This window comes from Kitasatospora sp. NPDC058492 (assembly GCF_042720685.1).
Taxonomy (GTDB): Bacteria; Actinomycetota; Actinomycetes; order Streptomycetales; family Streptomycetaceae; genus Kitasatospora.
Window position 1 is genome coordinate 1 of sequence record NZ_JBHXMU010000095.1, and the last position, 25901, is coordinate 25901.

At 73.8% G+C, this 25901-nt stretch carries 22 protein-coding genes; 10 read left to right on the forward strand and 12 right to left on the reverse strand.

The features are described 5' to 3' along the window. Positions 1–42 precede the first annotated feature (42 nt). Entirely contained in the window at positions 43–948 is a 906-nt protein-coding gene (locus ACFWPI_RS37030; protein ID WP_380379347.1) for an esterase/lipase family protein, read from the reverse strand. Positions 949–1149: 201 nt separating this feature from the next. Here ACFWPI_RS37030 and ACFWPI_RS37035 point away from each other — a divergent pair, with 201 nt between their 5' ends. Continuing rightward, positions 1150–2646, forward strand: coding sequence for a PucR family transcriptional regulator (locus ACFWPI_RS37035; protein WP_380379320.1), 1497 nt, complete (start codon positions 1150–1152; stop codon positions 2644–2646). Between the two features lie 45 nt (positions 2647–2691). Here ACFWPI_RS37035 and ACFWPI_RS37040 read toward each other — a convergent pair whose 3' ends face one another. Then, positions 2692–3447 (reverse strand): acyltransferase, encoded by a 756-nt coding sequence (locus ACFWPI_RS37040; protein WP_380379322.1) that lies wholly within the window; start codon positions 3445–3447, stop codon positions 2692–2694. Positions 3448–3615: 168 nt separating this feature from the next. Between ACFWPI_RS37040 and ACFWPI_RS37045 the strand changes: the two genes are divergently transcribed. Continuing rightward, complete coding sequence (locus ACFWPI_RS37045) at positions 3616–4377, forward strand: maleylpyruvate isomerase family mycothiol-dependent enzyme (protein WP_380379324.1); 762 nt, start codon at positions 3616–3618, stop codon at positions 4375–4377. A gap of 94 nt (positions 4378–4471) precedes the next feature. Here the strand turns inward: ACFWPI_RS37045 and ACFWPI_RS37050 are convergent, their stop codons facing one another. Both ACFWPI_RS37050 and ACFWPI_RS37055 read right to left on the reverse strand, forming a co-directional pair. Further along, positions 4472–5245 (reverse strand): enoyl-CoA hydratase family protein, encoded by a 774-nt coding sequence (locus ACFWPI_RS37050; protein WP_380379325.1) that lies wholly within the window; start codon positions 5243–5245, stop codon positions 4472–4474. Between the two features lie 170 nt (positions 5246–5415). Continuing rightward, a complete protein-coding gene (locus ACFWPI_RS37055) occupies positions 5416–6873 on the reverse strand; it encodes an MFS transporter (protein ID WP_380379327.1) in 1458 nt (485 codons plus the stop codon). A gap of 120 nt (positions 6874–6993) precedes the next feature. On the opposite strand from ACFWPI_RS37055, the gene ACFWPI_RS37060 reads away from it, so the two are divergent. Next, positions 6994–7980: an ArsR/SmtB family transcription factor gene (locus ACFWPI_RS37060; RefSeq protein ID WP_380379329.1), complete on the forward strand. Its 987-nt coding sequence runs from the start codon at positions 6994–6996 to the stop codon at positions 7978–7980. Between the two features lie 261 nt (positions 7981–8241). Beyond that, on the forward strand, positions 8242–10545 hold the full coding sequence (locus ACFWPI_RS37065) for a glycosyl hydrolase family 18 protein (protein ID WP_380379331.1): 2304 nt from the start codon (positions 8242–8244) through the stop codon (positions 10543–10545). A gap of 145 nt (positions 10546–10690) precedes the next feature. On the opposite strand, the gene ACFWPI_RS37070 is transcribed toward ACFWPI_RS37065, so the two are convergent. Then, on the reverse strand, positions 10691–11992 hold the full coding sequence (locus tag ACFWPI_RS37070; protein WP_380379350.1) for a geranylgeranyl reductase family protein: 1302 nt from the start codon (positions 11990–11992) through the stop codon (positions 10691–10693). A 392-nt stretch (positions 11993–12384) separates the two neighbouring features. On the opposite strand from ACFWPI_RS37070, the gene ACFWPI_RS37075 reads away from it, so the two are divergent. Further along, positions 12385–13749: a dipeptidase gene (locus ACFWPI_RS37075; protein ID WP_380379333.1), complete on the forward strand. Its 1365-nt coding sequence runs from the start codon at positions 12385–12387 to the stop codon at positions 13747–13749. Here ACFWPI_RS37075 and ACFWPI_RS37080 read toward each other — a convergent pair. Beyond that, on the reverse strand, positions 13725–14564 hold the full coding sequence (locus tag ACFWPI_RS37080; protein ID WP_380379336.1) for a DUF4184 family protein: 840 nt from the start codon (positions 14562–14564) through the stop codon (positions 13725–13727). The genes ACFWPI_RS37075 and ACFWPI_RS37080 overlap by 25 nt on opposite strands. 178 nt (positions 14565–14742) lie before the next feature. Next, positions 14743–15810: an NUDIX hydrolase gene (locus ACFWPI_RS37085; RefSeq protein ID WP_063350148.1), complete on the reverse strand. Its 1068-nt coding sequence runs from the start codon at positions 15808–15810 to the stop codon at positions 14743–14745. 465 nt (positions 15811–16275) lie between these two features. Here ACFWPI_RS37085 and ACFWPI_RS37090 point away from each other — a divergent pair, with 465 nt between their 5' ends. Then, positions 16276–17178, forward strand: a complete 903-nt coding sequence (locus ACFWPI_RS37090; protein ID WP_380379338.1) for a PfkB family carbohydrate kinase — start codon at positions 16276–16278, stop codon at positions 17176–17178. Positions 17179–17307: 129 nt separating this feature from the next. Here ACFWPI_RS37090 and ACFWPI_RS37095 read toward each other — a convergent pair whose 3' ends face one another. The 5 genes from ACFWPI_RS37095 to ACFWPI_RS37115 all read right to left on the reverse strand — a co-directional run bounded on the left by ACFWPI_RS37095 (position 17308) and on the right by ACFWPI_RS37115 (position 22657). After that, positions 17308–18258 carry a C40 family peptidase gene (locus ACFWPI_RS37095; protein ID WP_380379340.1) on the reverse strand — a complete coding sequence of 317 codons (951 nt, stop codon included), beginning with the start codon at positions 18256–18258 and terminating at the stop codon, positions 17308–17310. Between the two features lie 310 nt (positions 18259–18568). Beyond that, positions 18569–19987 carry an acyl-CoA synthetase gene (locus ACFWPI_RS37100; protein WP_380379343.1) on the reverse strand — a complete coding sequence of 473 codons (1419 nt, stop codon included), beginning with the start codon at positions 19985–19987 and terminating at the stop codon, positions 18569–18571. A 198-nt stretch (positions 19988–20185) separates the two neighbouring features. After that, the gene (locus ACFWPI_RS37105; RefSeq protein ID WP_063350144.1) at positions 20186–21148 is read right to left on the reverse strand and encodes an electron transfer flavoprotein subunit alpha/FixB family protein; all 963 of its coding nucleotides are present in this window, start codon (positions 21146–21148) and stop codon (positions 20186–20188) included. A 46-nt stretch (positions 21149–21194) separates the two neighbouring features. Next, a complete protein-coding gene (locus tag ACFWPI_RS37110; RefSeq protein ID WP_079135488.1) occupies positions 21195–21980 on the reverse strand; it encodes an electron transfer flavoprotein subunit beta/FixA family protein in 786 nt (261 codons plus the stop codon). 263 nt (positions 21981–22243) lie between these two features. Next, complete coding sequence (locus tag ACFWPI_RS37115) at positions 22244–22657, reverse strand: thioredoxin family protein (RefSeq protein ID WP_380380989.1); 414 nt, start codon at positions 22655–22657, stop codon at positions 22244–22246. On the opposite strand from ACFWPI_RS37115, the gene ACFWPI_RS37120 reads away from it, so the two are divergent. The 4 genes from ACFWPI_RS37120 (at position 22563) to ACFWPI_RS37135 (ending at position 25801) form a co-directional block, all read left to right on the forward strand. Then, complete coding sequence (locus tag ACFWPI_RS37120; protein WP_380380991.1) at positions 22563–22820, forward strand: hypothetical protein; 258 nt, start codon at positions 22563–22565, stop codon at positions 22818–22820. The two genes, ACFWPI_RS37115 and ACFWPI_RS37120, sit on opposite strands and share 95 nt — an antisense overlap. Before the next feature lie 41 nt (positions 22821–22861). After that, positions 22862–23287, forward strand: a complete 426-nt coding sequence (locus tag ACFWPI_RS37125; protein WP_063350143.1) for a DUF4395 domain-containing protein — start codon at positions 22862–22864, stop codon at positions 23285–23287. A gap of 268 nt (positions 23288–23555) precedes the next feature. Next, the gene (locus tag ACFWPI_RS37130; RefSeq protein WP_380346447.1) at positions 23556–24326 is read left to right on the forward strand and encodes a lysophospholipid acyltransferase family protein; all 771 of its coding nucleotides are present in this window, start codon (positions 23556–23558) and stop codon (positions 24324–24326) included. 215 nt (positions 24327–24541) lie between these two features. Further along, positions 24542–25801: a TolB family protein gene (locus ACFWPI_RS37135; RefSeq protein WP_380380987.1), complete on the forward strand. Its 1260-nt coding sequence runs from the start codon at positions 24542–24544 to the stop codon at positions 25799–25801. Positions 25802–25901 lie beyond the last annotated feature (100 nt).

The following is a 25901-nucleotide window of genomic DNA, read 5'->3' on the forward strand; positions in this document are numbered from 1 at the left end:
GGAGGGAGGCCTCCCGGGCCGCAGCGTTCCGGTGGGTGCGGCTCAGCCGCAGAACACCGGTGTGGCGTGCGCCGGATCCAAGGCGTTGGTCACCAGGTGCAGCGCCGTCGGCGAGAACGCGATCGCCACGTGCTCGGCGAGCGTGATCGGGCAGTGGTTCTGCAGCACCTCGTTGTCGACGGCCGGGCCGGTCAGGAACTGGGTCCGCCACGGGGTGACGACCTCGTCGTACACGGTCGAGATCACCGTGTAGCTCACGCCCGGCACGGTGTCCGGGCGGGAGGCCATCGTGCGGTTGAAGTCGGAGCCCACCGCCTGGTCGCGGCAGGCCTGGCAGACGGTGAAGATCAGGTCCGCGACGCCGGGGAAGTACGGCACGAGCTTGGTGATCCCGTCGAGCGTCGTGCCGTGGTTGGACGGCGCCAGGCCGACCAGCCGGCCGACCTTCGCGGCCCCGCCGAGGAACTTCAGGTAGTAGTTCGGCAGCATGCCGCCCTGCGAGTGCCCGACGATGTCGACCTTGGCCGCGCCGGTCGCTTTCAGCACCAGGTCGACGAACCGCCCGAGTTGGGCGGCCGACTCGGGCACCGGGCCCAGGCCGCCGATCGGCAGCAGCAGGCCGCTGCCGCTGGAGGTGATGCCCGGGATGGTGCCGTAGTCGAGCGCGAAGACGCAGTACCCGAGGCCCTTCAGCAGCGGGGAGAGCGCGAGCCAGTTCTCGTAGCGGTTGGCGAAGGTGCCGTGCACGAGGACCACCGGATCGGGGTGGGCGGCGCTCGGGCGGCAGTTCCAGTCGTTGGCGCCGGGCGGCGAGGCCACCGAGTCACCGTCGGGCGGCAGTTCGGCGGCGGCGGAGGTGGCGGCAGCGCTGAGGGAGCGGGCGGCGGCGGGCGCGACGGAGGGGGACGTCACGGCGCTCGCCGGGGCGGCCGACGCGCCGGCCAGCATCGCGCCCGCCAGCACGGTCGCGCCGATGGCCCCGCCGAGCCTGCGGCGCACGGGAGTTGCGGAGAAGCGGAGAAGTGGGGTTCTCAACTGTTGCCTCCACGGCGGAAGTTTGTTACCAACAGGTAACCCGAGTGGCTCCATCATGCGGTCGCCCCTCCGGCCCGGCCCTTGGGCGTTCCCCAGACCTGGACGGTGTTCTCTGTGACCGGTCACAACGCACCCGCCGCCTCGCCCGGCCGCTCACCCGACGCCACACCCCGCTCCGAGCCGCACTCCGCGCCCGCCGCCGCAGCCGACCGCACACCCGTCCGTGCGCCCGAGCCCACCGCCGTCCCCGACCACACCGCCGTTCGCGCACCCGACCACACCGCCGACCACACCATCGACCGCACCGCCGACCGCACGCCCGGCTGGCGCGTCCCGGTGATCGGCGGCCGACCGGCCGACCAACGACTCCTGGGCGGTGTACGCCAGTTGGCCGAGAGCGTGGTCGCCGCCCTGCTGGACCGCGTGCCGGTGTACCACCGCCTGCCCCGCGAACAGCTCACCGGCGAACTCACCCGCGACACCGAGCGCCGGATCCGCGCCCTGGCCCACGCCGTCCGCACCGGACTCCCCGCCCCCGACGAGGAGTTCGCCGCCGTCCGGGAGGCCGCCGCCCGCCGCGCCGAGGAGGGCCTGCCGCTGGACGCCGTCCTGCTCGCCCACCACCTCGGGCTGGAGGTCTGCTGGGAGTTCGTCACCCGGCACGCCCGCGACGGCGACGCCGCCGACCTGCTCGTCCTCAACCGGCTGCTGCTCGACCAGCTCCGCCAGGCCACCACCGCCGCCGGCGCCGGCTACCTCGACGAACGCCGCCCGACCGGCGACCGGCGCGGCGCCGCCCGGCAGTCGCTGCTCACCGCACTGCTCGCCGGCGCCCCGGCGGACGAGGCCGCCGCCCGGGCCGGGCTCCAACTGCCGCCCCGGTACGCCGTCCTGTGCCTGGCCGTCGCCGACCACCCCGACGAGCACGCCCCCGGCGTCGACCCGGGCATCGCCGGCCGCCGCAAGCTCCGCCGGCTAGTCGCCGAACTCGACCACCGGACACGGCAGTCGGCGATCACCGCGCTCACCCCCTCGGGCGGCCTCGTGCTCGTCCCGCTCGGGCCGCCCCCGGAGGCCCGGCCGGAGCCCCGACCGGAGCGAGCGTCCGGGCGCCCCGGCACGCCCGCCGAACTCCCGTGGCAGCACCTCGCCGCCACCGTCGCCGCGGCCGCCCGGGCCGGAGGCGTCCCCGTCCTGGCCGCGGCAGCGGCCGCCGCACCCGACGAGGTGCCGGGCGCGGCCGCGCTCGCGTACGAAGTCCTGGACGTGGCCCGCGCGTTCGACCGTCCACCCGGCCTGTACCGGCTCGACGACGTCCTGCTCGAATACCAGCTCACCCGCCCCAGCCAGGCCCGCTCCCGGCTCGCCGCACTGCTCGAACCACTGGCCGACGGCGGCGAGTTGCTCACCACCCTGCGCACCCACCTGGCCGGCGGGCTCAACCGGCGGCACACCGCGGGCGCCCTGCACCTGCACCCGAACACCGTCGACTACCGGCTGCGCCGGATCGCCGCCCTCACCGGCCTCGACCCCGCCCGCCCCGCCGACGTCCTGCGGATCACCGCCGCCATCGCCGCCCGCGCCGCCGAACAGGCCCCCGCAGTCCGATAGCGACGTACCGGCACCCGCCCCACCGGGAACGGCGGCGCGGGTGCATCAGCCCTGCTCCCCCGGCAACCGCAGGTCCCACCCCACCAGGGCCCGCAGTTGCTCCGCCGTCACGCCGTCCGGCACCGGCTGGGGTGCGTCGTGGCGCAGCGGCGGCTGCCAGCCCTCCTCGGCCGTCCAACGGCGGACCACCTTGGCCGGCGCCCCGGCCACCACGCTGTGGTCGGGCACCTCGCCGCGCACCACCGCGCCCGCCGCGACCACCACGTTGCGGCCGATCCGGGCCCCCGGCAGGATCACCGCGCCGGTGCCGATCCAGCTCCCGGCACCGATCTCCACCGGTTCGTTGCGCGGCCACTGCTTGCCGATCGGCAGGTCGGTGGACCGGTACTCGTGCGCCTGGTCGGAGATGTAGACGCCGGGCCCGGTCCACACGTCGTCGCCGAGGACGATCGACTGGTGGCCCACGATGTGGCTGTCCCGGCCGATCACACAGCCGCCGCCGATCCGTACGATCGGCTCGGGCCCGAGGTCGAGGCCGGGCAGGAAACCGGCGCTGATGGTGACCCGCTCGCCGATGATCGAGAACGGCCCGATGGTGATCCACTGCTCGTTGAAGACCGCGCCGAGCGGGAACGCCAGCGTCGTACCGTCGCCCAACTCGCCGAACCGGTACGGGCCCGGGCTCTGCCGGGTGACCGCACCGGTCCTCTGCACCCAGCGCCAGCCCCGGTGGACGAGGCGGCCGGCGGCACGGCGGCCACCGGCTCGGACCGCGGAGAGCAGCGAACGGGTTATCGGCATGCCCTCACGTTACCGGCCCGTAGGGTCCGGCCGGCCGCCGGGCGGTCAACATCACACCGGCCCCGCACCCACCCTGGCCTGCGGCCTCCCACGGCCAGGCCCGACCCTCCACCCGGGCGGGTCCGAAAACCGCAACCGGCCGGCGGGCTCCGGTGCAACACTCCCCCCATGGAGATCACCGAACACATCGACGCCCTGCGCCGCGAGGGCACCCTGCTCGCCGAAGCGGCCGCCCGTACCGACCTCGCCGCCCCCGTACCGACCTGCCCGGACTGGAGCCTCAACGACCTGCTGAGGCACGTCGGAAACGTCCACCGCTGGGCCGCCGCCTACCCCTCCCAGGGCCTGCCCGCGCCCCTCGACGAGGACGGCAGGCGGGCCGTGATCGGGCCGGCGCCGTCCGACGCGGCACTGCTCGACTGGTTCCGCGAAGGCCACGCCGCCCTGGTGGACACGCTCACCCGGGCCCCGGCCGACGTCGAGTGCTGGAGCTTCCTGCCGTCGCCCAGCCCGCTCAGGTTCTGGGCCCGCCGCCAGGCGCACGAGACCGCCGTCCACCGCGCCGACGCCGACGCGGCGGCCGGCACCGAGGGCCCCAGGGTGGACACCGCTCTCGCCCTCGACGGCATCGACGAACTGCTGGGCGGCTTCGTGGCCAGCAGCCGCTCCCGGCTGCGCAGCGAACGGACCCGCACCATCGGGGTCCGGACCACCGACGGCCCCGGCTCCTGGCAGCTGACCATCACCCAGGAGCCGCCGGCCGTCGGCACGGGCGGCACCGCCGAACCGGCCGACCTCACCCTCACCGGCCCCGCCCACGACCTGTACCTGCTGCTGTGGAACCGGCTCCCGGTCGGGTCCGCGCAGGTCGAACTCGCCGGCGACGAGGCGCTGCTCGAACTCTGGCGGACCAGCGCGGTCATCGGCTGAGGCCGCGCTGCACGTAGCGCGCCGCGGGTAACGCGCCGCGGGTAGCGTGCCGCGCGCTGGGATCAGGGGCCGGGGGGGGTGGAGCGGCCCGGGTTCAGCGCACCCAGCGCGCGGGCCGCTTCTCCAGGAACGCCCGCATCCCCTCCTGCGCCTCCGCCGACCCGAACAGCCGCGCCGACAACTCCACCAGCCCCTCCGCGTCCCGCTCGAAGGACCGCACCACCTCGGCGTTGGCCAGCCGCTTGGACTCCGCCAGCCCCTGCGGGGAGCCCTGGCGCAGCGCGTCCAGCAGGCCCTTCAACACGACCCCGGTGTCCTCGGCGGACTCGGTGGCGCGGGTGATCAGGCCGATCCGGGCGGCCTCGACGGCGTCGAAGACCTCACCGGTGAGGTAGTAGCGGGAGGCGGCGCGCGGGTCCAGCTTGGGGCGCAGCGGCAGCGAGATCACGGCGGGCGCGAGGCCGAGCCGGACCTCGGTGAACGCGAAGGTCGCGGCCGGCCCGGCGAGGGCGAGGTCCGCCGCGCCGATCAGGCCGAGGCCGCCGGCCCGGGCGTGCCCGTCGATCACGGCGATCACCGGCTTGGTGCAGTCGACGATCGCCCGCTGCAGCTCGACCAGTCCGCGCGGGCCGACCGTCGGGTCCGCGCCGGTCGCCTCGGACAGGTCCGCACCCGCGCAGAACACCTTGCCGGTGTGCCCGAGCACCACGGCCCGGACCTCCGGGTCGGCCGCGGCGACCGCCAGACCGGCGTGCAGCTCGGCCATCAGCCGGGTGGAGAGTGCGTTGCGGTTGTGCGGCGAGTCGAGGGTGATCGTGGTGACGGCGTCGGCGGTGGTGACGCGGACGAGGGGCTCTGCGCTGGTCATCGGCGGGGCCTGCCTTCCGGCTGAGGGTGGGTCGGACTGCCGCGCCGCCCAGGGTGCCCGGGCGACGCCCGGACGACTCTGGCACGCCCACCCGCCCCTCGGCCAGAGCCAATCCCGCCCGAGGCGCTGATCGGGATCGAGGCCCTCACGCTCGTCCAGGAGTAGCCGCGTCACCGAGCCTCGGCGTCCCCTTCCCGTCGCCCGGCCCACCGGACGGCGGGGCCCATCGCCAGGCCCGCCGCCGCCAGCACCGCACCCAGGACGGCCCAGCCGGCCAGACCGAACCCGATCACGGCAGTGCTGACCAAGGCCGGACCGGCCATCATCGACGCCGCCGAACCCGCGTTGTACACGCCCTGGTAGGCGCCGTGGTCGCGCTCCCCCGCGAGGTCGTAGCTGAGCGCCCAGCCGCCGGCCTGGCCGAACACCTCGCCCAGCGACTGCAGCGCGATGCCGCCGAGCACCACCACGGCGGCGACGAGCGCGGGCAGGCCGTGCGCGAGGCCGACGACCAGGCACGAGGCGGCGAGCAGCAGCCCCCCGCGGCCGCAGAGCCGGGCGGCCGTCGCCCGGTCCTCCGTCCCCCGGGTGGCCCGCACCTGAAGGGCGATCACCAGCAGGGTGTTGACGATCAGGGTGCCCGCGACGGTGATCCGGGGCGCCTCGGTGTCATGGACGATCCACAGCGGCACGCCGACCTCCAGGACGGCGAACTGCAGGGCGAGGACCGCGTTCAGCACCGTCACGACCAGGAACGGGCCGTCCCGCAGCGCCGGATTGCGCCGCTTGCCCCGCCGGGCACCGCCGTCCCCCGGTTCCGCGGACGGCGCGACCGGGGCCGGGTGCGCGTGGGCGGGGAGGCGGTGGGCGGGGAGGCGGTGGAACAGCACGGCGACGACCACGAAGGAAGCGGCGTCGGCCAGAATCGCCGTCAGATAGGCTGGCTTGGTGTCCACCTGGAGCGCGATCGCGCCGACGGCCGTCCCCAGGCAGATGCCCACGTTGGTCACCACCCGCAGGTAGGCCCGGCCCGCCACCCGGCGGTCGGGCGGCAGCACCTCGGCGTAGAGCGCGTTCCGCACGGCGGCGGACCCGCGGTCGACGGCCGCGACCCCGCAGGCCAGCACCACGAAGGCCGGATAGCTGTGCACGAGCGTGTACCCGGCGGTGCCGACCGCCTGCACTGCGACCAGCACGACCAGCACCGGCCGGGCACCCCAACGGTCGGCGGCCCGCCCGGCCGGCACGCTCGCGACGACGCCGCACAGGCCGGCGGCTGTCAGCCCGAGCCCCAGCTGGGCGGGGCTCAGACCGAGCACCCGGGTGAAGAACAGCACCGCGACGGACAGGGACAGGCCGCTGCCGATCGTGTTGACCAGAGTGATCCCGGCCAGCCGCCGGACCATCGGGTCGGGGTGCAGCCGCCGTCGCACGACGCTGACGAGCCCGCCGCCGGCCTGCGGGTCTGCGGTGTCTCCGGGGTCTGCGGTCGTTGCGATCGTTGCGGTGTCTGCGGTGCTTGCGGTGCTTGCGGTGCTTGCGGTGCTTGCGGTGGTTGCCGTGATGGCGGCGCCTCCGGGCATGGCGGGGTCGGGTCCGGACGTCTCCGCCGGCGAGGTGGTGGTCATGTGCTGATCACACCGCCCGACGGCCCGGGTCCGGTACTCCTTTAGGCTCTGGCTAAAGCCACGCGCCCCACGCGCCCCAGCCCCGGCGCCCATGCGCCGCGCCGCAGGAGAGCACCCCCCGTGCACCGCTTCACGCTCGGCCTGGCCGACCTCGCCACCACCTGGTTCGCCGTCTCCCCGATCCAGGAGGCCTCGCTCAGCCTGCGCATGTGGACCCACCCCGGGGTCTACCAGCTCCAGACCCCGGCCTTCGAGCGGCTCCGGCCCGCCTTCGAACGGCTGGACTCCACGCTGCTGCTGTCACTCATCGCCGGGAACCGCTGGATCCCCGACTTCCTGACGCCCCGCCCGGCCTCGCCCGCCGCCGACTTCCGCACCGAGCTGGCCACCGTCCGCGCGCTGCCGCCGGAGCAGCTGCGCCCCGAACTGGAGCAGGTCTTCCTGCCGCACGGGCGGCCCCTGCCCGCCGCGCTCGCCGCCGGACTGGCCGACCCGGCGCGGCTGTTGCAGCGGATCGCCGACGCGCTGGAGGAGTACTGGGAGGTCTGCCTCGCGCCGTCCTGGTGGCCGCAGGCCCGTGCGGTCCTGGACGCCGACCTGGTCTACCGGGCCCGGCTGCTCTCCCAGCACGGCGCGGCGGCGCTCTTCGCCGACCTGGACCACCGGCTGCACTGGGAGGACGGCGTCCTGTCGATCAACCGCCGGTGGACGGACTGGGACGCGGAGACCGCCGTGGACGGCCGCGGCCTCGTCCTCATCCCGACCTTCTTCGCCCGCGGCGCGATCACGATGATCAGCAACGAGCGTGCGCCGCAGATCAGTTACCCGGCGCGCGGCCAGGCGGGCATGGCCGGCCCGGGGACGCCGGTGCCGCCGCGGGCGCTGGAGGCGCTGGTCGGCGCGCCGAAGGCCCGACTGCTGGCCCTGCTCGCCGAACCCGCCTCCACCACCGACCTCGCCTACCGGCTGGGCGTCACCCCCGGCGCGGTCAGCCAGCACCTGTCCGTCCTCGCCGCCACCGGCCTGGTCACCCGGGCCCGGCACGGCCGCTCGGTGCTGTACCTGCGCAGCCCGCTCGGGGACGAACTGACGGGGGCGAACAGGTGACAAGTAACAGATAACAGATTTCAACATCTGTTATCTGTTATCTGAAAGTTGCCACCTGTTCGCCCCCGCAGCCCCCGACCGGCCCGCACTACCCCGACGAATCCCCCAACTACCCAGTGGTACAGACCTGTTGACGCATTGGTCCAGTCCTCCTACAGTGCCCATGCCCCGTCTCCCCACGGCGCGGGCACCCATCGCACACGCACCAAGCACGGCGGTTCTACGTCACCCTGTCCAACCCCCACAGTCACAGGGAGAACCATGTCCGCTCGATCCCGGGCCAGGCGCCCGCGCGTGCGCAGCAGACTGCTGGCACTGCTCTCCGTCCTGCTCCTGCCCCTCGCCGCGCTCACCGCGCTGGCCGCCCCGGCGAACGCCGCCGGAAAGCTCACCGCCGCCTTCACCACCGCCAACAACGGCTCCTGGTGGCAGGGCACCTACATCGTCCACAACGACAACGCCACCGCCGTGACCGGCTGGACCCTGGAGTTCGACCTGCCTGCCGGCGTCACCATCGGCAACAGCTACAACGGCACCGCCACCGTCAACGGCCAGCACGTCACCGCGACCAACGCGTTCTACAACGCCACCGTCAACGCCCACAGCACCACCGAGCCGTACAGCTTCTGGTTCGTCGGCAACGGCCCGGTCGCCACCCCCACCAACTGCCGCGTCAACGGCGACAAGTGCGACGGCACCGCCGACGTCCCGCCGTCCGCGCCGGGCACCCCGGCGGTCACCGAGTCCACCGCGCACACGCTCGCCCTGACCTGGCCGGTCGCCACCGGCGGGGACTTCCCGGTCGCCTCCTACGACGTGCTCAACGGCGCCACCGTGGTCGGCTCCAGCGCCACCACCAGCGCCCTGCTCACCGGGCTCACCCCGGCCACCACGTACACGCTGACCGTCCGGGCCAAGGACAGCCGCGGCAACACCGGACCACTCAGCGCGCCCGTCACCGCCGCCACCTTCGACCCGTCGACCGACCCGGTCCCGCCCACCGCGCCGACCAACCTCCGTACCACGGCGGTCAGTTCGTCAGACGTCACGCTCGCCTGGAACGCCGCGACCGACAACGTCAGGGTCGCCGCGTACGACGTCTACCAGGGCGGCACGCTGGTGGCGACGGTCGGCGGCGGCACCCTGACCGCGACGGTCGGCAGCCTGTCCCCGTCCACCACCTACACGTTCACCGTGAAGGCCCGCGACCCCGCCGACAACGCCTCGCCCGCCTCCGCCCCGCTCACCGCCACCACCTCGGACCTGGTCGGCGCCGGAAAGTACGCCCGGGTCGGCTACTTCGTCCAGTGGGGCATCTACGGCCGCCAGTACTTCGTCAAGAACCTCGACACCTCCGGCAGCGCGGCCAAGCTCGACGTCGTCAACTACGCCTTCGAGAACATCGATCCGGTCAACCTGACCTGCCTGGCGGGCGTCACCAAGGGCACCACCGCCAACCCGCAGGACCCGGACCAGGGCACCGGCGCCGGTGACGCCGACGCCGACTACGCCCGCCCGATGAGCGCCGACCAGTCGGTGGACGGCGTGGCCGACGACGGCTGGGGCAAACTCCGCGGCAACCTCAACCAGGTGAAGAAGCTGAAGGCCAAGTACCCGAACCTGAAGGTGGTCGTCTCACTCGGCGGCTGGACGTACTCCAAGTACTTCTCGGACGTCGCCGCCACCGACGCATCCCGCCAGAAGTTCGTCAAGTCCTGCCTCGACGTGTGGATCAAGGGCAACCTGCCGGTCTACAACGGCGCCGGCGGCGACGGCGTGGCGGCCGGGATCTTCGACGGCATCGACCTCGACTGGGAGTGGCCCGGCTCCGCCGACGGCCACGCCGGCAACCACTGGAGCGCCAACGACAAGGGCAATCTGACCCTGCTGCTGGCCGAATTCCGCAAGCAGCTCGACGCGTTGGGCGGCTCGCACAAGCTGCTCACCGCCTTCACCCCGGCCGACCCGGCGAAGGTCGCCGCGGGCTGGGACCTCACGAAGATCTTCAGCTCGCTGGACATCGCCAACGTCCAGGGCTACGACTTCCACGGCTCCGGCAGCGACAACTCCTGGGAGCCCAACCGCACCGGCCCCCAGGCCAACCTCTACGCCGACCCGAACGACCCGTACAACTTCCACTTCAGCGTGGACGCGGCGGTCCAGACCTACCTCGGCGCCGGGGTCAACCCGCGCAAGCTCACCATCGGCTTCCCGTTCTACGGGCGCGGCTGGCAGGGCGTGGCGGACGGCGGCGCCTCCGGCGTGTGGCAGTCCGCGAACGGCGCGGCCCCGGGCCAGTTCAGCGAGGAGGCCGGCACCCGCGGCTACAACAACCTCATCACCGGCGTCCCCAACCTGACCGTGTACCACGACCCCAAGTCCATTGCGACGTACGGCTACACCGGAGCCGGCGGCCAGTGGTGGACCTTCGACGACGCCTGGTCGATCGCCCAGAAGACGGCCTACCTCAAGTCGAAGAACCTGCTCGGCGGCATGATCTGGGAGATGTCCGGCGACACTCCCTCCGGCACGCTCATCAACGCACTCGACTCCGGGCTCAAATAGCCGGAGGGCACGGCCCGTTGGGCCGGTGGGGCAGCAAGGACCGGCGCTCCGAGAACAACGGAGCGCCGGCCCGCGCCTCAGGTGCCCCAGGTGCCTCAGGTGCCCGACGGGCCTCCAGGGCCGCACCCGCTTCCAGGGCCTCCCGTCACCGGGACGCCATCGCCGCCAGCTTCCTGGCCGCCCGGTACTGCCGGAGCACCTGCGCGAAGGAGGTGTGCCCCTGGGTGGTCCGGGCGAAGGCCCGCCAGGCCGGCGCCACCAGGCAGACCGCCGCGTGGAACAGGTACGGGCGCCGCTCGAAGGCGCCCAGCAGCTGCTTGCCGGCGCGCATCTCCACGCCCAGCCCGGCCTTGATGGCGAACGCGTAGTTCAGCGCCTCGCGCCGCACGTCCGCCGCCTTGCCCGCCTCCGCGACCTTCACCGCCCACTCGCCGGCCAGCCGGCCCGAGCGCAGCGCGTACGAGATGCCCTCACGGGTCCACGGCTCCAGCAGTCCGGCCGCGTCCCCGGCGACCAGCACCCGGCCGCGGGAGAGCGGCGAGTCCTCGGCCCGGCAGCGGGTCAGGTGCCCGGACTCCACGCTCGGGGTGAAGCCGGACAGCCCCAACCGCCGGATGTAGTCGGCGAGATACTGCTTGGTCCGCTCGCCGTCGCCGCGCGCCGAGATGACGCCGACGGTCAGGCTGCTCGACTCGGTCTTCGGGAACACCCAGCCGTAACTGCCGGGCAGCGGGCCCCAGTCGAGGTGGATCCGGCCCGACCAGTCCGCGGCGACCTGCGGCGGGACGGGGATCTCCGCCTCCAGGCCGAGATCGATCTGGTCGAAGGTGACGCCGACGTGCCGGGCGATCCGGCTCGCGCTGCCGTCCGCGCCGACCACCGCGCGCGCCTCGAAGGTGCGCCCGTCGGCGGCCGTCACCAGCGCCGTCCGGTGCTCGCCGCCGCGCTGCTCGACGCCGGTGACGGTCACTCCGGTGACCAGCACCGCCCCGGCCTGCTTGGCCGCCTGCACCAGGCGCAGGTCGAACTCGTCCCGGTTGACCAGGCCGAACAGCATCCGCCGGGACCGACGCGTCCGGGTGAACCGCCCGTCGTAGGCGAAGGTGACGGCGTGCACGCGGTCCTGCAGCGGCAGCCGGAAGTCGGGCGGCAGGCTGTCCCGGGACGGGCCGATGATGCCGCCACCGCAGGTCTTGTAACGGGGGTGCTCGGCCTTGTCGAGGAGCAGCACCCGCCGGCCCTGGACGGCGGCGGCGTGCGCGGCCGAGGCTCCGGCCGGTCCGGCGCCGACCACCACGACGTCCCAGACGCCGTCGAGCGGCTCGGGCGCCGACCGGCCGGCCCTCGGCGCGGTCTCGGCTTCGGTCTCGGCTTCGGTCCCAGCCTCGGTCGCGGCTTCGAACACCGTCTCGGTCCCGGCCTCGGGCACCGTCCCGGTCTCGGACACCGTCTCGGGCGCCCCCTCGGACGCCTCGCCTGACGGCTGACCTGACGACCGGCCTGACGGCCGTCCGGACACCTCGGCGTCGAGCGGCGAGGCCTCGGTGTCGAGTGGGCTGCGGGAATCGGAGCTTCCGGAGTCAGTCACGTCGAGCAATCCTATGCGTCCGCCGGACCCGCCGCTGGCCGCGCCGCCCCGAACGCCAGACCGAACCCAGATCGAACCCAGGCCGAGCCCGGGGCGATCCATCGGACCGATCCACCAGACGGTGCGCCGGGCGGGATCGCCGGGTAAAACCACCCGATCGGACTGTTCGAGTCCGCCTATGATCGGCGGTACCCAAACCGCCCCCTCCGCCCGCACCACCCCCCGGGCGAAGCCTTCCCCTCGGAGCCCCGATGTCACAGCCGCTGGCCGACGCCGTCCGGTCCCTGATGGACCGTGCCCGCACCGACCTCGCCGAACTGGTCGCCTTCCCCTCGGTCGCCGACCCGCGCCAGTTCCCGGTCGAGGAGTGCGAGAAGGCCGCCCGCTGGGTCGCCGATGCCTTCGCCGCCGAAGGCCTGACCAACGTCCAGCTGCTGGACACCCCGGACGGCACCCAGTCCGTCTACGCCGAACTGCCCGGCCCCCAGGGCGCGCCGACCGTGCTGCTCTACTCGCACTACGACGTCCAGCCCCCGCTCGACGAGAACGCCTGGCTCAGCCCCGCCTTCGAACTGACCGAGCGTGACGGCCGCTGGTACGGGCGCGGCGCCGCCGACTGCAAGGGCAACATCCTGATGCACCTGACCGCCCTGCGGGCGCTGCGGCAGGCGTACGGCGACGGCTACCCGGTCGGACTGAAGATCATCGTCGAGGGCTCGGAGGAGCAGGGCACCGGCGGCCTGGAGCGCTACGCCGAGGCCCACCCCGAACTGCTCGCCGCCGACGCCATCATCATCGGCGACACCGGCAACTTCGCCGCCGGCCTGCCCACCGTGACCGCCTCGCTGCGCGGCATGACGGTCGTCGAGGTCGCGGTCACCACCCTGGCCGGCAACCTGCACTCCGGCGCCTTCGGCGGCGCCGCCCCGGACGCGCTGCAGTCGCTGGTCCGGATGCTCGCCTCGCTGCACGACGAGCACGGCGACGTCGCGGTGGCCGGACTGACCGGCGGCCAGACCTGGAGCGGTGTCCAGTACCCGGAGGAGCAGTTCCGCTCCGACGCCAAGGTGCTCGACGGCGTCGCCCTGACCGGCACCGGCACCATCGCCGACCGCCTGTGGGCCCGCCCCGCGATCACCGTCCTCGGCATCGACGCCCCGCCGGTGATCGGCGCCACCTCCTCCGTCCAGGCCGCCGCCAAGGCCCTGGTCAGCCTGCGCGTCCCGCCGGGCAACGACCCGACCGCCGCCCAGGACGCGCTGGTCGCCCACCTGGAGGCGCAGGTCCCGCTCGGCGCCCGTCTGACCGTCGAACGTCAGGGCACCGGTGCCCCGTTCAACGCCGACACCACCGGCCCGGCGTACGAGGCGATGGGCGAGGCCATGGCCGAGGCCTTCGGCACCGAGATGGTCGCCTCCGGCGAGGGCGGCTCGATCCCGCTCTGCAACACGCTGCGCTCGCTCTACCCGAAGGCCGAGATCGTGCTGATCGGCGTCGAGGAGCCGACCACCCAGATCCACGCGGTCAACGAGAGCGTCGACCCGCAGGAACTGGAGCGGATGGCCCTCTCCGAGGCCCTGTTCCTCCGCCGCTACGCCGAACTGCGCTCGGTCTGACGCGCGTTGGTCCGGGGACCGCCGTCGGCGGTCCCCGGCACCGGCCGCCCGCCCCGGAACCTGCGGGCGGCACCCGTCACCACCGCGTAACCGACCGCGCCCACCGCGAGCCCGGCTCCGGCGCCGAAGCAGAACTCCGGGATCAGGTTCCGCCGCAGCGGGGCCAGCCGGTGCAGCACTCCGGCCGCCGTCGCCGCGCCCAGGGCCATGACGGCGGCCCGGCGCGCCCGGGGAGCGAGTGCCACGGCCGGGCGGACCGGCTCCACGCCCCGCACCGCCCGCACCGCCCAGCCCGCCATCGCGGCCAGGGCCAGCGCCGAACTGCCGTACTGCAGCGCCGAGTAGAGCGGAACCCCGGCCACCTCCCGGTCCAGCACCGGCAGCAGCCGGACACCCAGCCGGCCCTCGTGGGTGAACGCGTCCCAGCCGACGTGGGTGGCCGCACCGATCGCCGCCGACGCCGCGAACCACGCCGCCCCCGTACCCGCCCCGCCTCCGGCGGGCCGCCGGACCGTCAGTGCCTCGGCCGCGCCCGCCCACCGGTCGGGCAGCAGCGCCACCAGCGGCGCGCGCAGCAGACCGTGCCAACCGGCCACCAGCGCGCCCGCGATCGCCACGTCCAGCGTCGGCACGGCCCACCAGCGGTGCGTCAGACCGCCGTGGCCGTACACCCCGGGCAGCAGCGACTCGGCGAAGAACGGGACGTCGGGCGCCATCGATCCGGCGACCAGCGCCGAGGCGACCAGCGGCCCGCGCTCCCCGGCGGCGCGCAGCAGGGGCAGGACGGCGGCGGGGTGGCTCAGTGTGAACGGCATGCCCCCATCCTCCCGCCCCTGCCGGGCCATCAGCCAACGCCCGGGGGCTGCGGCCAACGCCTGCGGGGCGGCCAACGCCCGGGGACAGCGGCCAACACCTGTGGGCGGCGGCCAACACCTCTGGACCGCCCGGCACCCGGGCTCGTCAGGCGCCCGGGCTCGTCAGGCGCCCGGGCGGCTACGCCGCGTCCGCCGTGCTGGCCAGGCCGAGCGCGACCCGGCGGCCCGCCTCCAGGTAGCGCAACTCGCCGCTGCGGCGGGCGTCCAGGGCGGCGGCGAGGCGGCGGTAGCGGCTCGGGGGCAGCAGGTCGGCGGCCTCGTCCAGGGTGACGAAGCGCCAGTCGCGCAGTTCCTCCGCCTGGAGCAGCAGGTTCTGGCGGGCGGCGGCGTCCAGTTGGCCGCCGTCGTACATCAGGCGCAGGCCGCCGCGGCGCGGGCCGGTGCGCGGCTCCCAGTCGACGGCGAGCAGGCGCAGCCCGGTCGGGTCGAGCCGCAGGCCCAGTTCCTCGGCGGTCTCGCGCAGGGCCGCGTCGGTGGGGGCCTCACCGCGTTCGACCACGCCTCCGGGGAAGTCCCAGTCGGGTTTGTAGACCGGGTCGACCAGCAGGACGCGGTCCTGTTCGTCGAAGAACAGGACGGCGGAGGCCACGGTGTCCCCGGTCGGGTCAGGGGTCTGGACGATGGGGCAGCGGGCGGCGCCGACGCGGACCAGTTCGGCGATCCGGTGGGCGGTCTCGCGGGGGGTGAGCTCGCTGGTGTCGAGCATCCGGGCGTCCTCGACCAGCCAGCGCCGGGCGGCCCGGTAGCGGGCCACGTGCTCGAAGCACCACATGCGGACCCGCTCGCTGGCCTCCGGATCTCCCGGGCACTCGTCGCGGTGGGCGATGCGGTGACGCAGGATCGTTTCTTCTGGGTCCAGGACGAAGTGGTGCACCGCTATGCCGTGGGAGGCGAGGTCGCCGAAGATCTCGTCCCGGTAGTCCTCCCTGAGCAGGGTCATCGGGACCACCAACGGGCCCGCGACCTCACTGAGCAGCGCGGCCGCCGTCTCGGGGACGAGCCGGCGCCAGGCCGCCAGGTCCTGGAAGTCGGACACCGTCGCCAGCCGGTCGGCCGGGAGCATCCGGCGCAGGCCGAAGCCCACCAGCTCGGGATCGAAGAGCACGCTCCCGGGCAGCAGTTCCACCAGCTCGCGGCAGGCACTCGTCTTGCCCGCCCCGAATGTGCCATTGACCCAGACGATCACAACGTCCCCTGCCCTCGACTTGCCCCGATGCCGTTCGCACCGGGCAGCGCCCCCGTCGGCCGAACCAGCGCCACCCGTGGTGGTACCCGCGCCACGCCGCTCCCCATACCTCCCCGCCGCGCCCGCCGTTGCGCCCCACCCCGCCCCTTGACAGGGGCATGTGCCCAGGCCAGCCGCCTTCCGGGAGAAATATGTAGACCGGTCTACATCAAAGTTGCACCCTGCTCACACCCTGCGCGCACAGAAAGTCGGCCTGCCCGACTTCCCGTGCGCCATCATCACCCCAGATCACCTCGCATCACCCCCTCCACCCGACTATGTAGACCGACCGACAGATTTCTCCCGACAATCTCTAGACCGGTCTGCATAATTCAGTAGACCGGTCGACATATTCTTCCCCGCGCCCCTCGCGCGCCCCCCAGCGCCCGCTTGCGCCGCGCGCACCCCAGCACGTACAGAGGAACGATGAAGCTGCTCCCAGTCGGCCGCGTCATCGTCATCGGCTCGGTCAACGCCGACCGCATCCTCCGCTGCCCCGTCCTCCCCGCCCCCGGCGAGACCGTCCTCGCCACCGCCGCCACCCAGGGGTTCGGCGGCAAGGGCGCGAACCAGGCGGTGGCGGCGGCGCGCATGGGCGCCGCCGTCCACCTGGTCGCGAAGGTCGGACGCGACGCCGACGGCGAAGCCGCGCTCACCGACCTGCGCGGCGCGGAGGTCGAGACGGGCTCCGTGCTCACCCACCCCGACGCGCCGACCGGGCAGGCGATCGTCATGGTCGACCCCGCCGGCGAGAACAGCATCGTCGTCGTCCCCGGCGCCAACGCCCACCTGACCGCCGCCGAGGTCACCGCCGCACTCGCCCGCCTGCACCTGCTCCCCGTCGACGTGCTCCTCACCAGCGGCGAGGTCCCCGAGGAGTGCATCCGCGCGACCGCCGCCGCCCTCCCGGCCGACGGCACCCACTGGGTGCACAACGCCGCCCCGGCCGGCTCGCTCCCCGACACCGGTCCGACCGGACGCCGCCCCCTGGTCGTCGCCAACGCCGTCGAGGCCCGCCAGCTGACCGGCGCCCCCACCGTCGAGGAGGCCGCCCGGGCCCTCGCCCGCCGCGCCGACGGCGTCGTGCTCACCCTCGGCGGCGAGGGCGCGCTGGTCGCCACCGAGGGACGGTCGGCCCGACTCCCCGCCCCCGCCGTCCAGGTCGTCGACACCACCGGTGCCGGTGACGTCTTCTGCGGCGCCCTCGCCGCCGGACTCGCCCGCGGCGCCTCCCTCCCCGCCGCGGCCGCCACCGCTGTGGCCGCCGGCGCGTTCGCCGTCACCGCCCTGGGCGCCCGTGGCGCCCTCCCCCGCCCGACCGACCTCTGACCAGCCACTGCCCGACGGCGCCGGGCGGGCCGGGCGGACCAGGCCGGCCGGGCGGCCCCAGCCCGCCTCGAACAGGGGCACCCGGGCCACAACTCCCGAACGCCCCCGCCCACTTGTCTAGCACTCGGCCTACGGCCGGCCCATGTACGACGGGTAGTAGCCGCTGCTGATCCCCGAGATCCGGATCAGCGTCCCCGGCCGCGCCGCCTCGACGTACTGGTTGTTGCCCAGGTAGATCGCCACGTGCTGGATGCCCCGCTTGGTGCCGTTGGGAGACCAGAACAGCAGGTCGCCCCGGCGCAGCTGGCCGGCACTGATGGGCGTGGTCGCCGCGTACTGGTCGTTGGCCACCCGCGGCAGGTCCACCCCGCCGCGCCGGAAGGCCTGCTGCACGAGGCCCGAGCAGTCGTACCCGTCCGGCCCGTTGCCCGCGGTCCGGAACGGCTTGCCCAGCTGGCTCAGCGCGAACTGCACGGCGGACTCGATGCCCTGGTCACCCGCCACCGCGCCGGCGGCCGAGCCCGACGAACCCGACGAGGACGACCCGGACGATCCGGATGATCCGGACGATCCGGACGACGACGGGGACCCGCCGCCCGTCCGCGCCACGTACACGTCGTAGTGCGTGGTCCAGCGCCACTCCCCCTTGCTGTTCTTGAACCAGTACCGCGACCCGTCCCACCCCTGCTTGATCCCGCCGCTCGACTTCGCACCCGTCGACGGGGACTTCGCCGCGGAGGAGGATCCGCCCCCTGTCCGCGCCACGTACACGTCGTAGTGCGTGGTCCAGCGCCACTGCCCCTGACTGTTCTTGAACCAGTACCGCGAGCCGTCCCACCCGGCGTGCGCCGGTGCCGACTCGGCGGCCGCGGGGCTGACACCGGGGCCGACGCCGATCACACCCGCACCGGCCACGATCACGGCCACCATGCCTATCCCCCGGCGCACCCGCGCGACCCGCGAGGGACGGACGGGACGGACGGGGCGGACGTCAGCCGCCCGCTGGTCGACGGTGGCGGCAGCGTGCTGCCCGGTCGGTTCGTCGGCGGCACCCGGCGCGCCGGTGTTGACGGTGGTCATCCTGCTGTCTTCCCTCACTGCTGCGAACTGCCGCCACGGGGGCGGCTGCGGAATCGGCTACGGACACGCACGTCCCGGTGAGACGGCACGTACGGCTCGGCAGACCCCGCCCGGCATGCCACGGCCTCCGGTCGTGCGACCGGGAGCCGCGGCATGCCGGGAGGGGATTCAGTTCTGCCTGCGTGTCACGGTAGGCACGCGTCCGCTCACGGCGCGCAGTGGAGTGAGCCAATGGAAGGGTTCACGGCCGGTGAGCACCGACGGGGCATCAGGGTGAAGGCCAGTCATCGGGCCGCGGCCCGACGCCCCCTCATCCCTGCTGGTCGGCCTCCGCCAGCAGCTGCTTCTTCAGCACCTTTCCCAGCGCGTTCCGGGGCAGTTCGGGCACCAGCACGACCCGGCGCGGCCGCTTGTGCGCGGACAGCCGCTCCGCCACGAAGGCCGTCAGCTGTTCCCCTGTCACGGCGCCGTCCGGGATGACGTACGCGACGATGGCCTGCCCGAGGTCCTCGTCCGGCGCACCGACCACCGCCGCGTCGGCGACCGCGGGGTGGTCGCGCAGCGCGGCCTCCACCTCGCCGGCGCCGATCCGGTAGCCACCGCTCTTGATCAGGTCGACGGAGGCGCGACCGACGATCCGGTGGAAGCCGTCCTCACCGATCACGGCGACGTCCCCGGTACGGAACCAGCCGTCCGCCGTCCAGGCCTCGGCATCCGCGTCGGGCCGGTTGAGGTACCCGCTGAACAGGGTCGGCCCGGCGACCTGCAACTCTCCGACGCTCTCCCCGTCGGAGGGCACCGGCGCGCCGTCCTCGCCGACCAGCCGGGTGCGCACCCCGTCCAGCGGCAGGCCGACGCTGCCGGGCCGGCGCTCGCCGTCCGCCCAGGTGCTGACGGTGATCAGCGACTCGGTCATCCCGTAGCGCTCGATCGGGGCGTGCCCGGTGAGCGCAGCCAGCTTCTCGAACACGGGTACCGGCAGCGGCGCGCTGCCGGAGACCAGCAGCCGGGCCGAGGCCAGCCGACCCGCCGCCCCGGGGTCGGCCGCCACCCGGGACCAGACGGTCGGCACCCCGAAGTACAGGCTGCCGCCCGCGGCCGCGTACCCCTCCGGGGTGGGCCGCCCGGTGTGCACGAGCCGGCTGCCGGTCCGCAGGGCGCCGAGGACGCCGAGGATCAGTCCGTGGACGTGGAACAGCGGCAGGCCGTGGACGAGGGTGTCCTCGGCGGTCCACTGCCAGGCCACGGCGAGCGCGTCCAGGTCGGCGGCGACCGCCTGGCGCCGGATCACGGCTCCCTTGGGCGCCCCGGTGGTGCCGGAGGTGTAGAGGACGAAGCCGGTGGCGTCCGGCGCGGGCTCGGCGAACGTGGTGGCGGCGCGTTCCGTCGGGTCGACCGGCAGCCCCTCCACCTCACCCGGTACGACGTCACCCACGGCGTGCGCGAGCAGCACCGCACCCGAGTCGCGCAGGATGTGCTCGCGCTCCTTGGGCCCGGAGTCGGGCGGCAGCGGCACCACGGGCACGCCCGCCAGCAGGCCGCCGACCACGGCGACGACCGTCTCGACGGCGGGCCGGGCGAGCACGGCGAGCGCGGGCGCACCGGCCACCCGGTCGGCGACGGCGGTCGCCGCGCCCAGCAGCTCCTCGCGGGACAGCGCCCGCCCGTCGATCCGCAGCGCGTCCGCCGTGTCCCCGTAGTCGCCCTGAAGTGCGGTCAGCAGTGCCATGCTTCCGTCCTCGCCCTCGTCTCACGCTGTCGCGCCGACTCTACGGGCCGCACCCGGGCCGTCCGTGGGCGGCGGTCACTGGCCGCCGCCTGCCGCCCGCCTGGCTTGTACCGGCCTGGGCCGGCCTGGGGCCGGAAACGCCGGAGGGCGTGGCGCCGGTTACCCGGTGCCACGCCCTCCCACTGTCGTGCGCGGGGATCAGCCCTTGCGGGACTTCACCTCGGCGGTCAGCTGCGGCAGCACGGCGAACAGGTCGCCGACCACGCCGTAGTCGACCAGCTCGAAGATCGGGGCCTCCGGGTCCTTGTTGACCGCGACGATGGTCTTCGAGGTCTGCATGCCCGCCCGGTGCTGGATGGCGCCGGAGATGCCGGCCGCGATGTACAGCTGCGGCGAGACCTGCTTGCCGGTCTGGCCGACCTGGTTGCTGTGCGGGTACCAGCCCGCGTCGACGGCGGCACGCGAGGCACCGACGGCCGCGCCCAGCGCGTCCGCGAGCTCCTCGACGACGCCGAAGCCGGCCGCCTCGCCGACGCCACGGCCGCCCGAGACCACGATCGCGGCCTCGGTCAGCTCCGGACGGCCGGTCGAGACCCGCGGGGTGCGCGAGGTGACCTTGGCCGCGTTGCCGGTGAACTCCACCGCCACGTTCTCCACCGCACCCGCGCCCGCAACGGCCTCGGGGGCCACCGCGTTCGGCTTGACCGTGATCACCGGCACGCCCTTCGTCACCTTCGACTTCACCTGGAAGGACGCGGCGAACACCGACTGGGTGGCGACCGGGCCGCCGTCACCGGCCTCCAGGTCGATGGCGTCGGTGATGATGCCGGAGCCCAGGCGCAGTGCGACGCGGGCGGCGATCTCCTTGCCCTCGCCGGAGGAGGTGACCAGGACGGCGGCGGCGTCGCCGGCCTTGGCGATCTGGGTGAGGGCGTCCACCTTGGGGACGACCAGCTGGTCGGTGAACTCGGCGCCTTCGGCGACGTACACCTTGGCCGCGCCGTACTCGGCGGCCTTGGCCGCGATGCCGGCGGCGGCGGCGCCGGCGCCCAGCACGACCGCGGACGGCTCGCCGATCCGGCGGGCCAGGGTCAGCAGTTCGAGGGCCGGCTTACGGACCACACCGTCGGCGTGGTCCACCAGAACCAGGATCTCAGCCATGATTCGTTGCTCCTGATCGATCGTTGGATGCGCGAACGGGGGGGGACTAGATGAACTTCTGGTCGGCGAGGAAGCCGGCGAGCTGCTTGCCGCCCTCGCCCTCGTCCTTGACGACCGTGCCCGCGGTCCGCGCCGGACGCGCCGCCACCGACTCCACCGCCGTCCACGCACCCGCCAGACCGACCTCATCGGCCTCGATGCCCAGATCGTCCAGGTCCAGCGACTGGACCGGCTTCTTCTTCGCCGCCATGATCCCCTTGAACGACGGGTACCGGGCCTCACCCGACTGATCCGTCACCGACACCACCGCCGGCAGCGCCGCCTCCACCAGCTCGGTCGCCGCGTCACCGTCACGACGGCCCCGCACCACACCGCCCTCGACCGACACCTCCGACAGCAGCGTCACCTGCGCCACGCCCAGCCGCTCCGCCAGCAGCGCCGGCAGCACACCCATCGAACCGTCCGTCGACGCCATCCCACCGATCACCAGGTCGAACCCGGTCTTCTCCAGCGCCTTCGCCAGCACCGCCGACGTCCCGATCACATCCGAACCGTGGATGTCCTCGTCGTTCACGTGCACGGCCTTGTCCGCACCCATCGACAGCGCCTTGCGCAGCGCGTCCTTCGCATCGTCCGGCCCGACCGTCAGCACCGTCACCTCGGCACCCTCGTTCGCCGCCGCGATCCGCAGCGCCTGCTCCACGCCGTACTCGTCGAGCTCCGACAGAAGGCCGTCCACACCCTCCCGGTCGGTGGTGTGGTCGTCCGCGAACCGACGGTCACCCGTCGCGTCCGGCACGTACTTCACACAGACAACGATCCTCAAGCTCACGGCCTGTCTCCTGTACTGGTCTCGTCCGGCGGCTGCGGCTGTGCAAGCGGGGCGCGAACACGGTGCGCACCCGCTCCGGGCAGCGAGTTCCCGTGCCGGTCCGGAACTTCCTGGCAGCATACTCGGCAGTAGTCCAGTGGTCACTACTGGCCAGTAGCTTAGGCCGGGCGGCTGCACTTCCGTCTGCGCCCATCCTGCCCCAGGGCAACCCCGACACCACCTGATCGGGCTACATATCCGCCACAGGACCGCCGGGGCCCGGCTCACACCGTCTCGCCGAGCGCCGCGATCACGTCCACCTTGCGCGGCAGTCCGGCCGCCCGGCGCACCACCCGGCCACCCCCGTCCAGCACCAGGACGGTCGGCGTGCGCAGGATCTCCAGCCGGCGGACCAGCTCCAGCCGCTCCTCGGCGTCCACCTCGACGTGCGCCACCCCGTCGACCATGCCGGCCACCTCCGCGAGCACCCGGCGGGTGGCCCGGCACGGCTGACAGAACGCCGTCGAGAACTGAACCAGCGTCGCCCGCTCGCCGAGCGCCCCGCCCAGCTCCGCCTCCGACAGCCGTACCGCCCCGCCGTTGGTGCGCACCCTCAGCCTCCCGTCGCGCCGTACCCGTAGCAGCCAGGAGGCGGTCGCCGACGCCGGCACGACGACGCACACCACCAACCCGGCCATCCCCCAGTCTGCGGCAGCGGCCCCGGGCCCCGAAAGGGAGGTCGACCACCGGGCCGGGCCCGCGTACGATCGCCGGGTGGAATCCGACCGCACCGCACCGCCGTTGCTGACCTCCCGCCGCGTCGTCGACCTGGGCCGGGCCACCACCACCCGCTGTCGCTGACGCGCCCCGCCGCCGCCCGTCGCGACCCTCCCGGAGCCCTCGTGCAGATCGACCCTCGCGGTCCCCGCTTCGCCGCCGCGCTCACCTCGGTCGTCCTGGCCGCCGCCCTCATCACCGGCAGCGACGTGCTGCTGGCCGTCCAGGCCCTCGTCTTCGCACTCGGAGCGTTCGGCGGCCTGCGGCTCTCCCCCTACGGCTGGCTCTACCAGGCCTTCCTCCTCCCCCGGCTGACCCCGCCCTCCGAGACCGAGGACGAGCGGCCGCCCCGCTTCGCGCAGGGCGTCGGCCTGGTGTTCGCCGCCGTCGGCGCCCTCGGCTTCCTCACCGGGGTGGCCTGGCTCGGCCTACTCGCCACGGCCGTCGCCCTGGCCGCGGCCTTCCTCAACGCCGCGTTCGGCTACTGCCTCGGCCGCGAGATCTACCCCCTCGTCCGGCGCGCCCAGGGGCGCCTCGGCGCCGGAGCCTGACCGCAGCCCTGGGGCCCCTGGGCCTTCGGGACGGACCGGGCCTCCAGGTCGCCGGGGAGGGAAAAGTTCCCACCCGAACTCATCACGGAGATCACACCGCGAATATCCGCTTGACCGCACGGCTCAGGTGACAGCAGGCACTCGTTCGGGGGATCATCTCCGTGAATCACCCGTGACCGCCGCGGCGTGCCGCGCTCCGGTCGGCCCCCACTCAGCGACGCGGGTACCCGCCGTACCGGGCTCCGGCCCGTGGAAGTCAGGACTGACCGTGGCAGAGTTCGTGTACCCGCCGGTGATCGGCGCCGCACTCACCGCCTTCCGTGCGCTCGACGTGCGGATCAAGATCGTAGGCGCCGAGAACATCCCCGCCAGGGGCGGAGCCGTACTGGTCAGCAATCACATCAGCTACCTGGACTTCCTCTTCGCCGGCCTCGGCGCCTACCGCGGCGGCAAGCGCAAGACCCGCTTCATGGCCAAGGACGACGTCTTCAAGCACCGGGTCTCCGGCCCGCTGATGCGCGGCATGAAGCACATCCCGGTCGACCGCACCGACGGGCAGCCCGCGTACGAGGCCGCCGTGCGCGCCCTCAAGGCCGGCGAGGTCGTCGGGGTGTTCCCCGAGGCGACCATCAGCCGCTCGTTCATGCTGAAGAAGTTCAAGACCGGCGCCGCCCGGATGGCCGCCGACTCCGGCACCCCGCTGCTGCCCGTCATCCTCTGGGGCACCCAGCAGCTCTGGACCAAGGGCCGCCCGAAGACCCTGACCAAGCGCCACGTCCCCGTCACCATCATGATCGGCGAACCGATTCACCTCGGCCCGGACGACAAGCCCGTCATGGTCACCAGACGGCTGCGCGCGGCCATGAGCGAGATGCTCGACCAGGCCCAGCGCGAGTATCCCGGCAAGCCCTCCGGCCCGGACGACACCTGGTGGCTGCCCACCCACCTCGACGGCACCGCGCCCACCCTGGAGGTCGCCGAGGCCGAGGACGAGGCGGAGGCCCTCGCCAAGGCCGAACGCCGCGCCGCCCGGGGCTGACGGGCTGACCAGCCCCGTCCCTGGTCCGCCCCGCACCGCCACTCCGCGAGACCTTCTACTCCGTGTGATCGATCGAACGCGAGGCGTCGCGTGTCGCCCGGTCGCCGACGCTCCCCGTCTGACACAGTGACAGCCCCTTTGAGGGTCCTTCGTCCAGCATCGGAGACGGAGCGAACGCCGGAGAGGTCGGAAAGGTCGGAGCGGATATGACACGGATGACCCGCACAGGGCAGTCCCCCAGGTCCACACCCGAGGCCCGCACCCGCGCCAGCGCCGGTGCGGGCCTTCTGCTGCTGAGCGCCCTGCTCACCGGGTGCGGCGCCGAACCCGGTGAGATCCCCCTGTCCGAGATCCAGGCGGACGCCCCCTCCACCGCACCCGAGTCGCCGACCGCCGCCGCGAGCCCCGGCGTGGTCGGCGCCGCCGCCGGAACGCCTGCGGCCCCCGCGCACAACGGCCTGATCGTCGGCGGGGAATTCCTCGACGCCGCCCGCACCACCAGCGCCATCGTGACCCTCGCACCCGACGGCACCAACTGGCACCAGGTCACCCAGCCGCCCGACCGCACCCGCGACGACCGCCCCGACTGGTCCCCGGACGGCAGCACGATCGCCTTCGACCGGACCGACCCACGGAGCGGCGCCGCCCGCCTCTGGACGGTCGCCAACACCGGCGACGGAGCCCAGCAGATCGGCCAGCTCTGCGAGACCGGCACCGCCGACTGCGCCAACGAGGACGAACGCGCCCCCGCCTACTCGCCCGACGGCAAGCAACTCGCCTTCAGCCGCTCCTGGGGCGCCCTCGACCCGGCCGACAAATACCAGGTCCAGTACTCGGACCTCTACCTGATGAGCCCCGACGGCACCGACGTCCAGCGGCTCACCTTCCTCACCAACGACAAGCCGTACTCCGGGCAGGTCAGCAACCCCAGTTGGTCCCCCGACGGCAAGCGACTCACCTTCGAGTACCGCACCAACGCCACCGGTCAGCCCGCCAACAGCCGCGCCATCTACGTCGTCGCCGCGGACGGCACCGGGCTCCGGCAACTCACCCCCTGGGAACTGCGCGCCGGAGACCGCGCCAACTGGTCCCCCGACGGCACCCAGATCCTCTTCACCACCCACCCGGCCGGCCGCGCCGACGCCCCCGGCGGCGGCATCTACACCGTCCACCCCGACGGCACCGCCATCGGCGCGCTGACCCCCGCCCCGTCCGACGTCTTCTACGGCACCGCCGCCTACGCGCCCGACGGCAAGTCCATCGTCTTCGCCCAGGACCCCGCCGGCTCCGGGGCCGACCTCTACACCATGCGGCCGGACGGGACGGGCATCGCCCGGCTCACCCACGACAGGGACGCCTGGCTGACCCGACCGGCGTGGGGAACGGCGGCGGTACCGCCCCAACCCGATGGCCGGGCGTCGGCCCAGGCACAATCACGGCGGTGGGAAGAGGACGAAGAACTCCAGGACGAATGAATCACAACGCAAAGAACCCCCATCCGGTTTCCCGGATGGGGGTTCTCTGTGAATGATTGTTCGGCGGCGTCCTACTCTCCCACAGGGTCCCCCCTGCAGT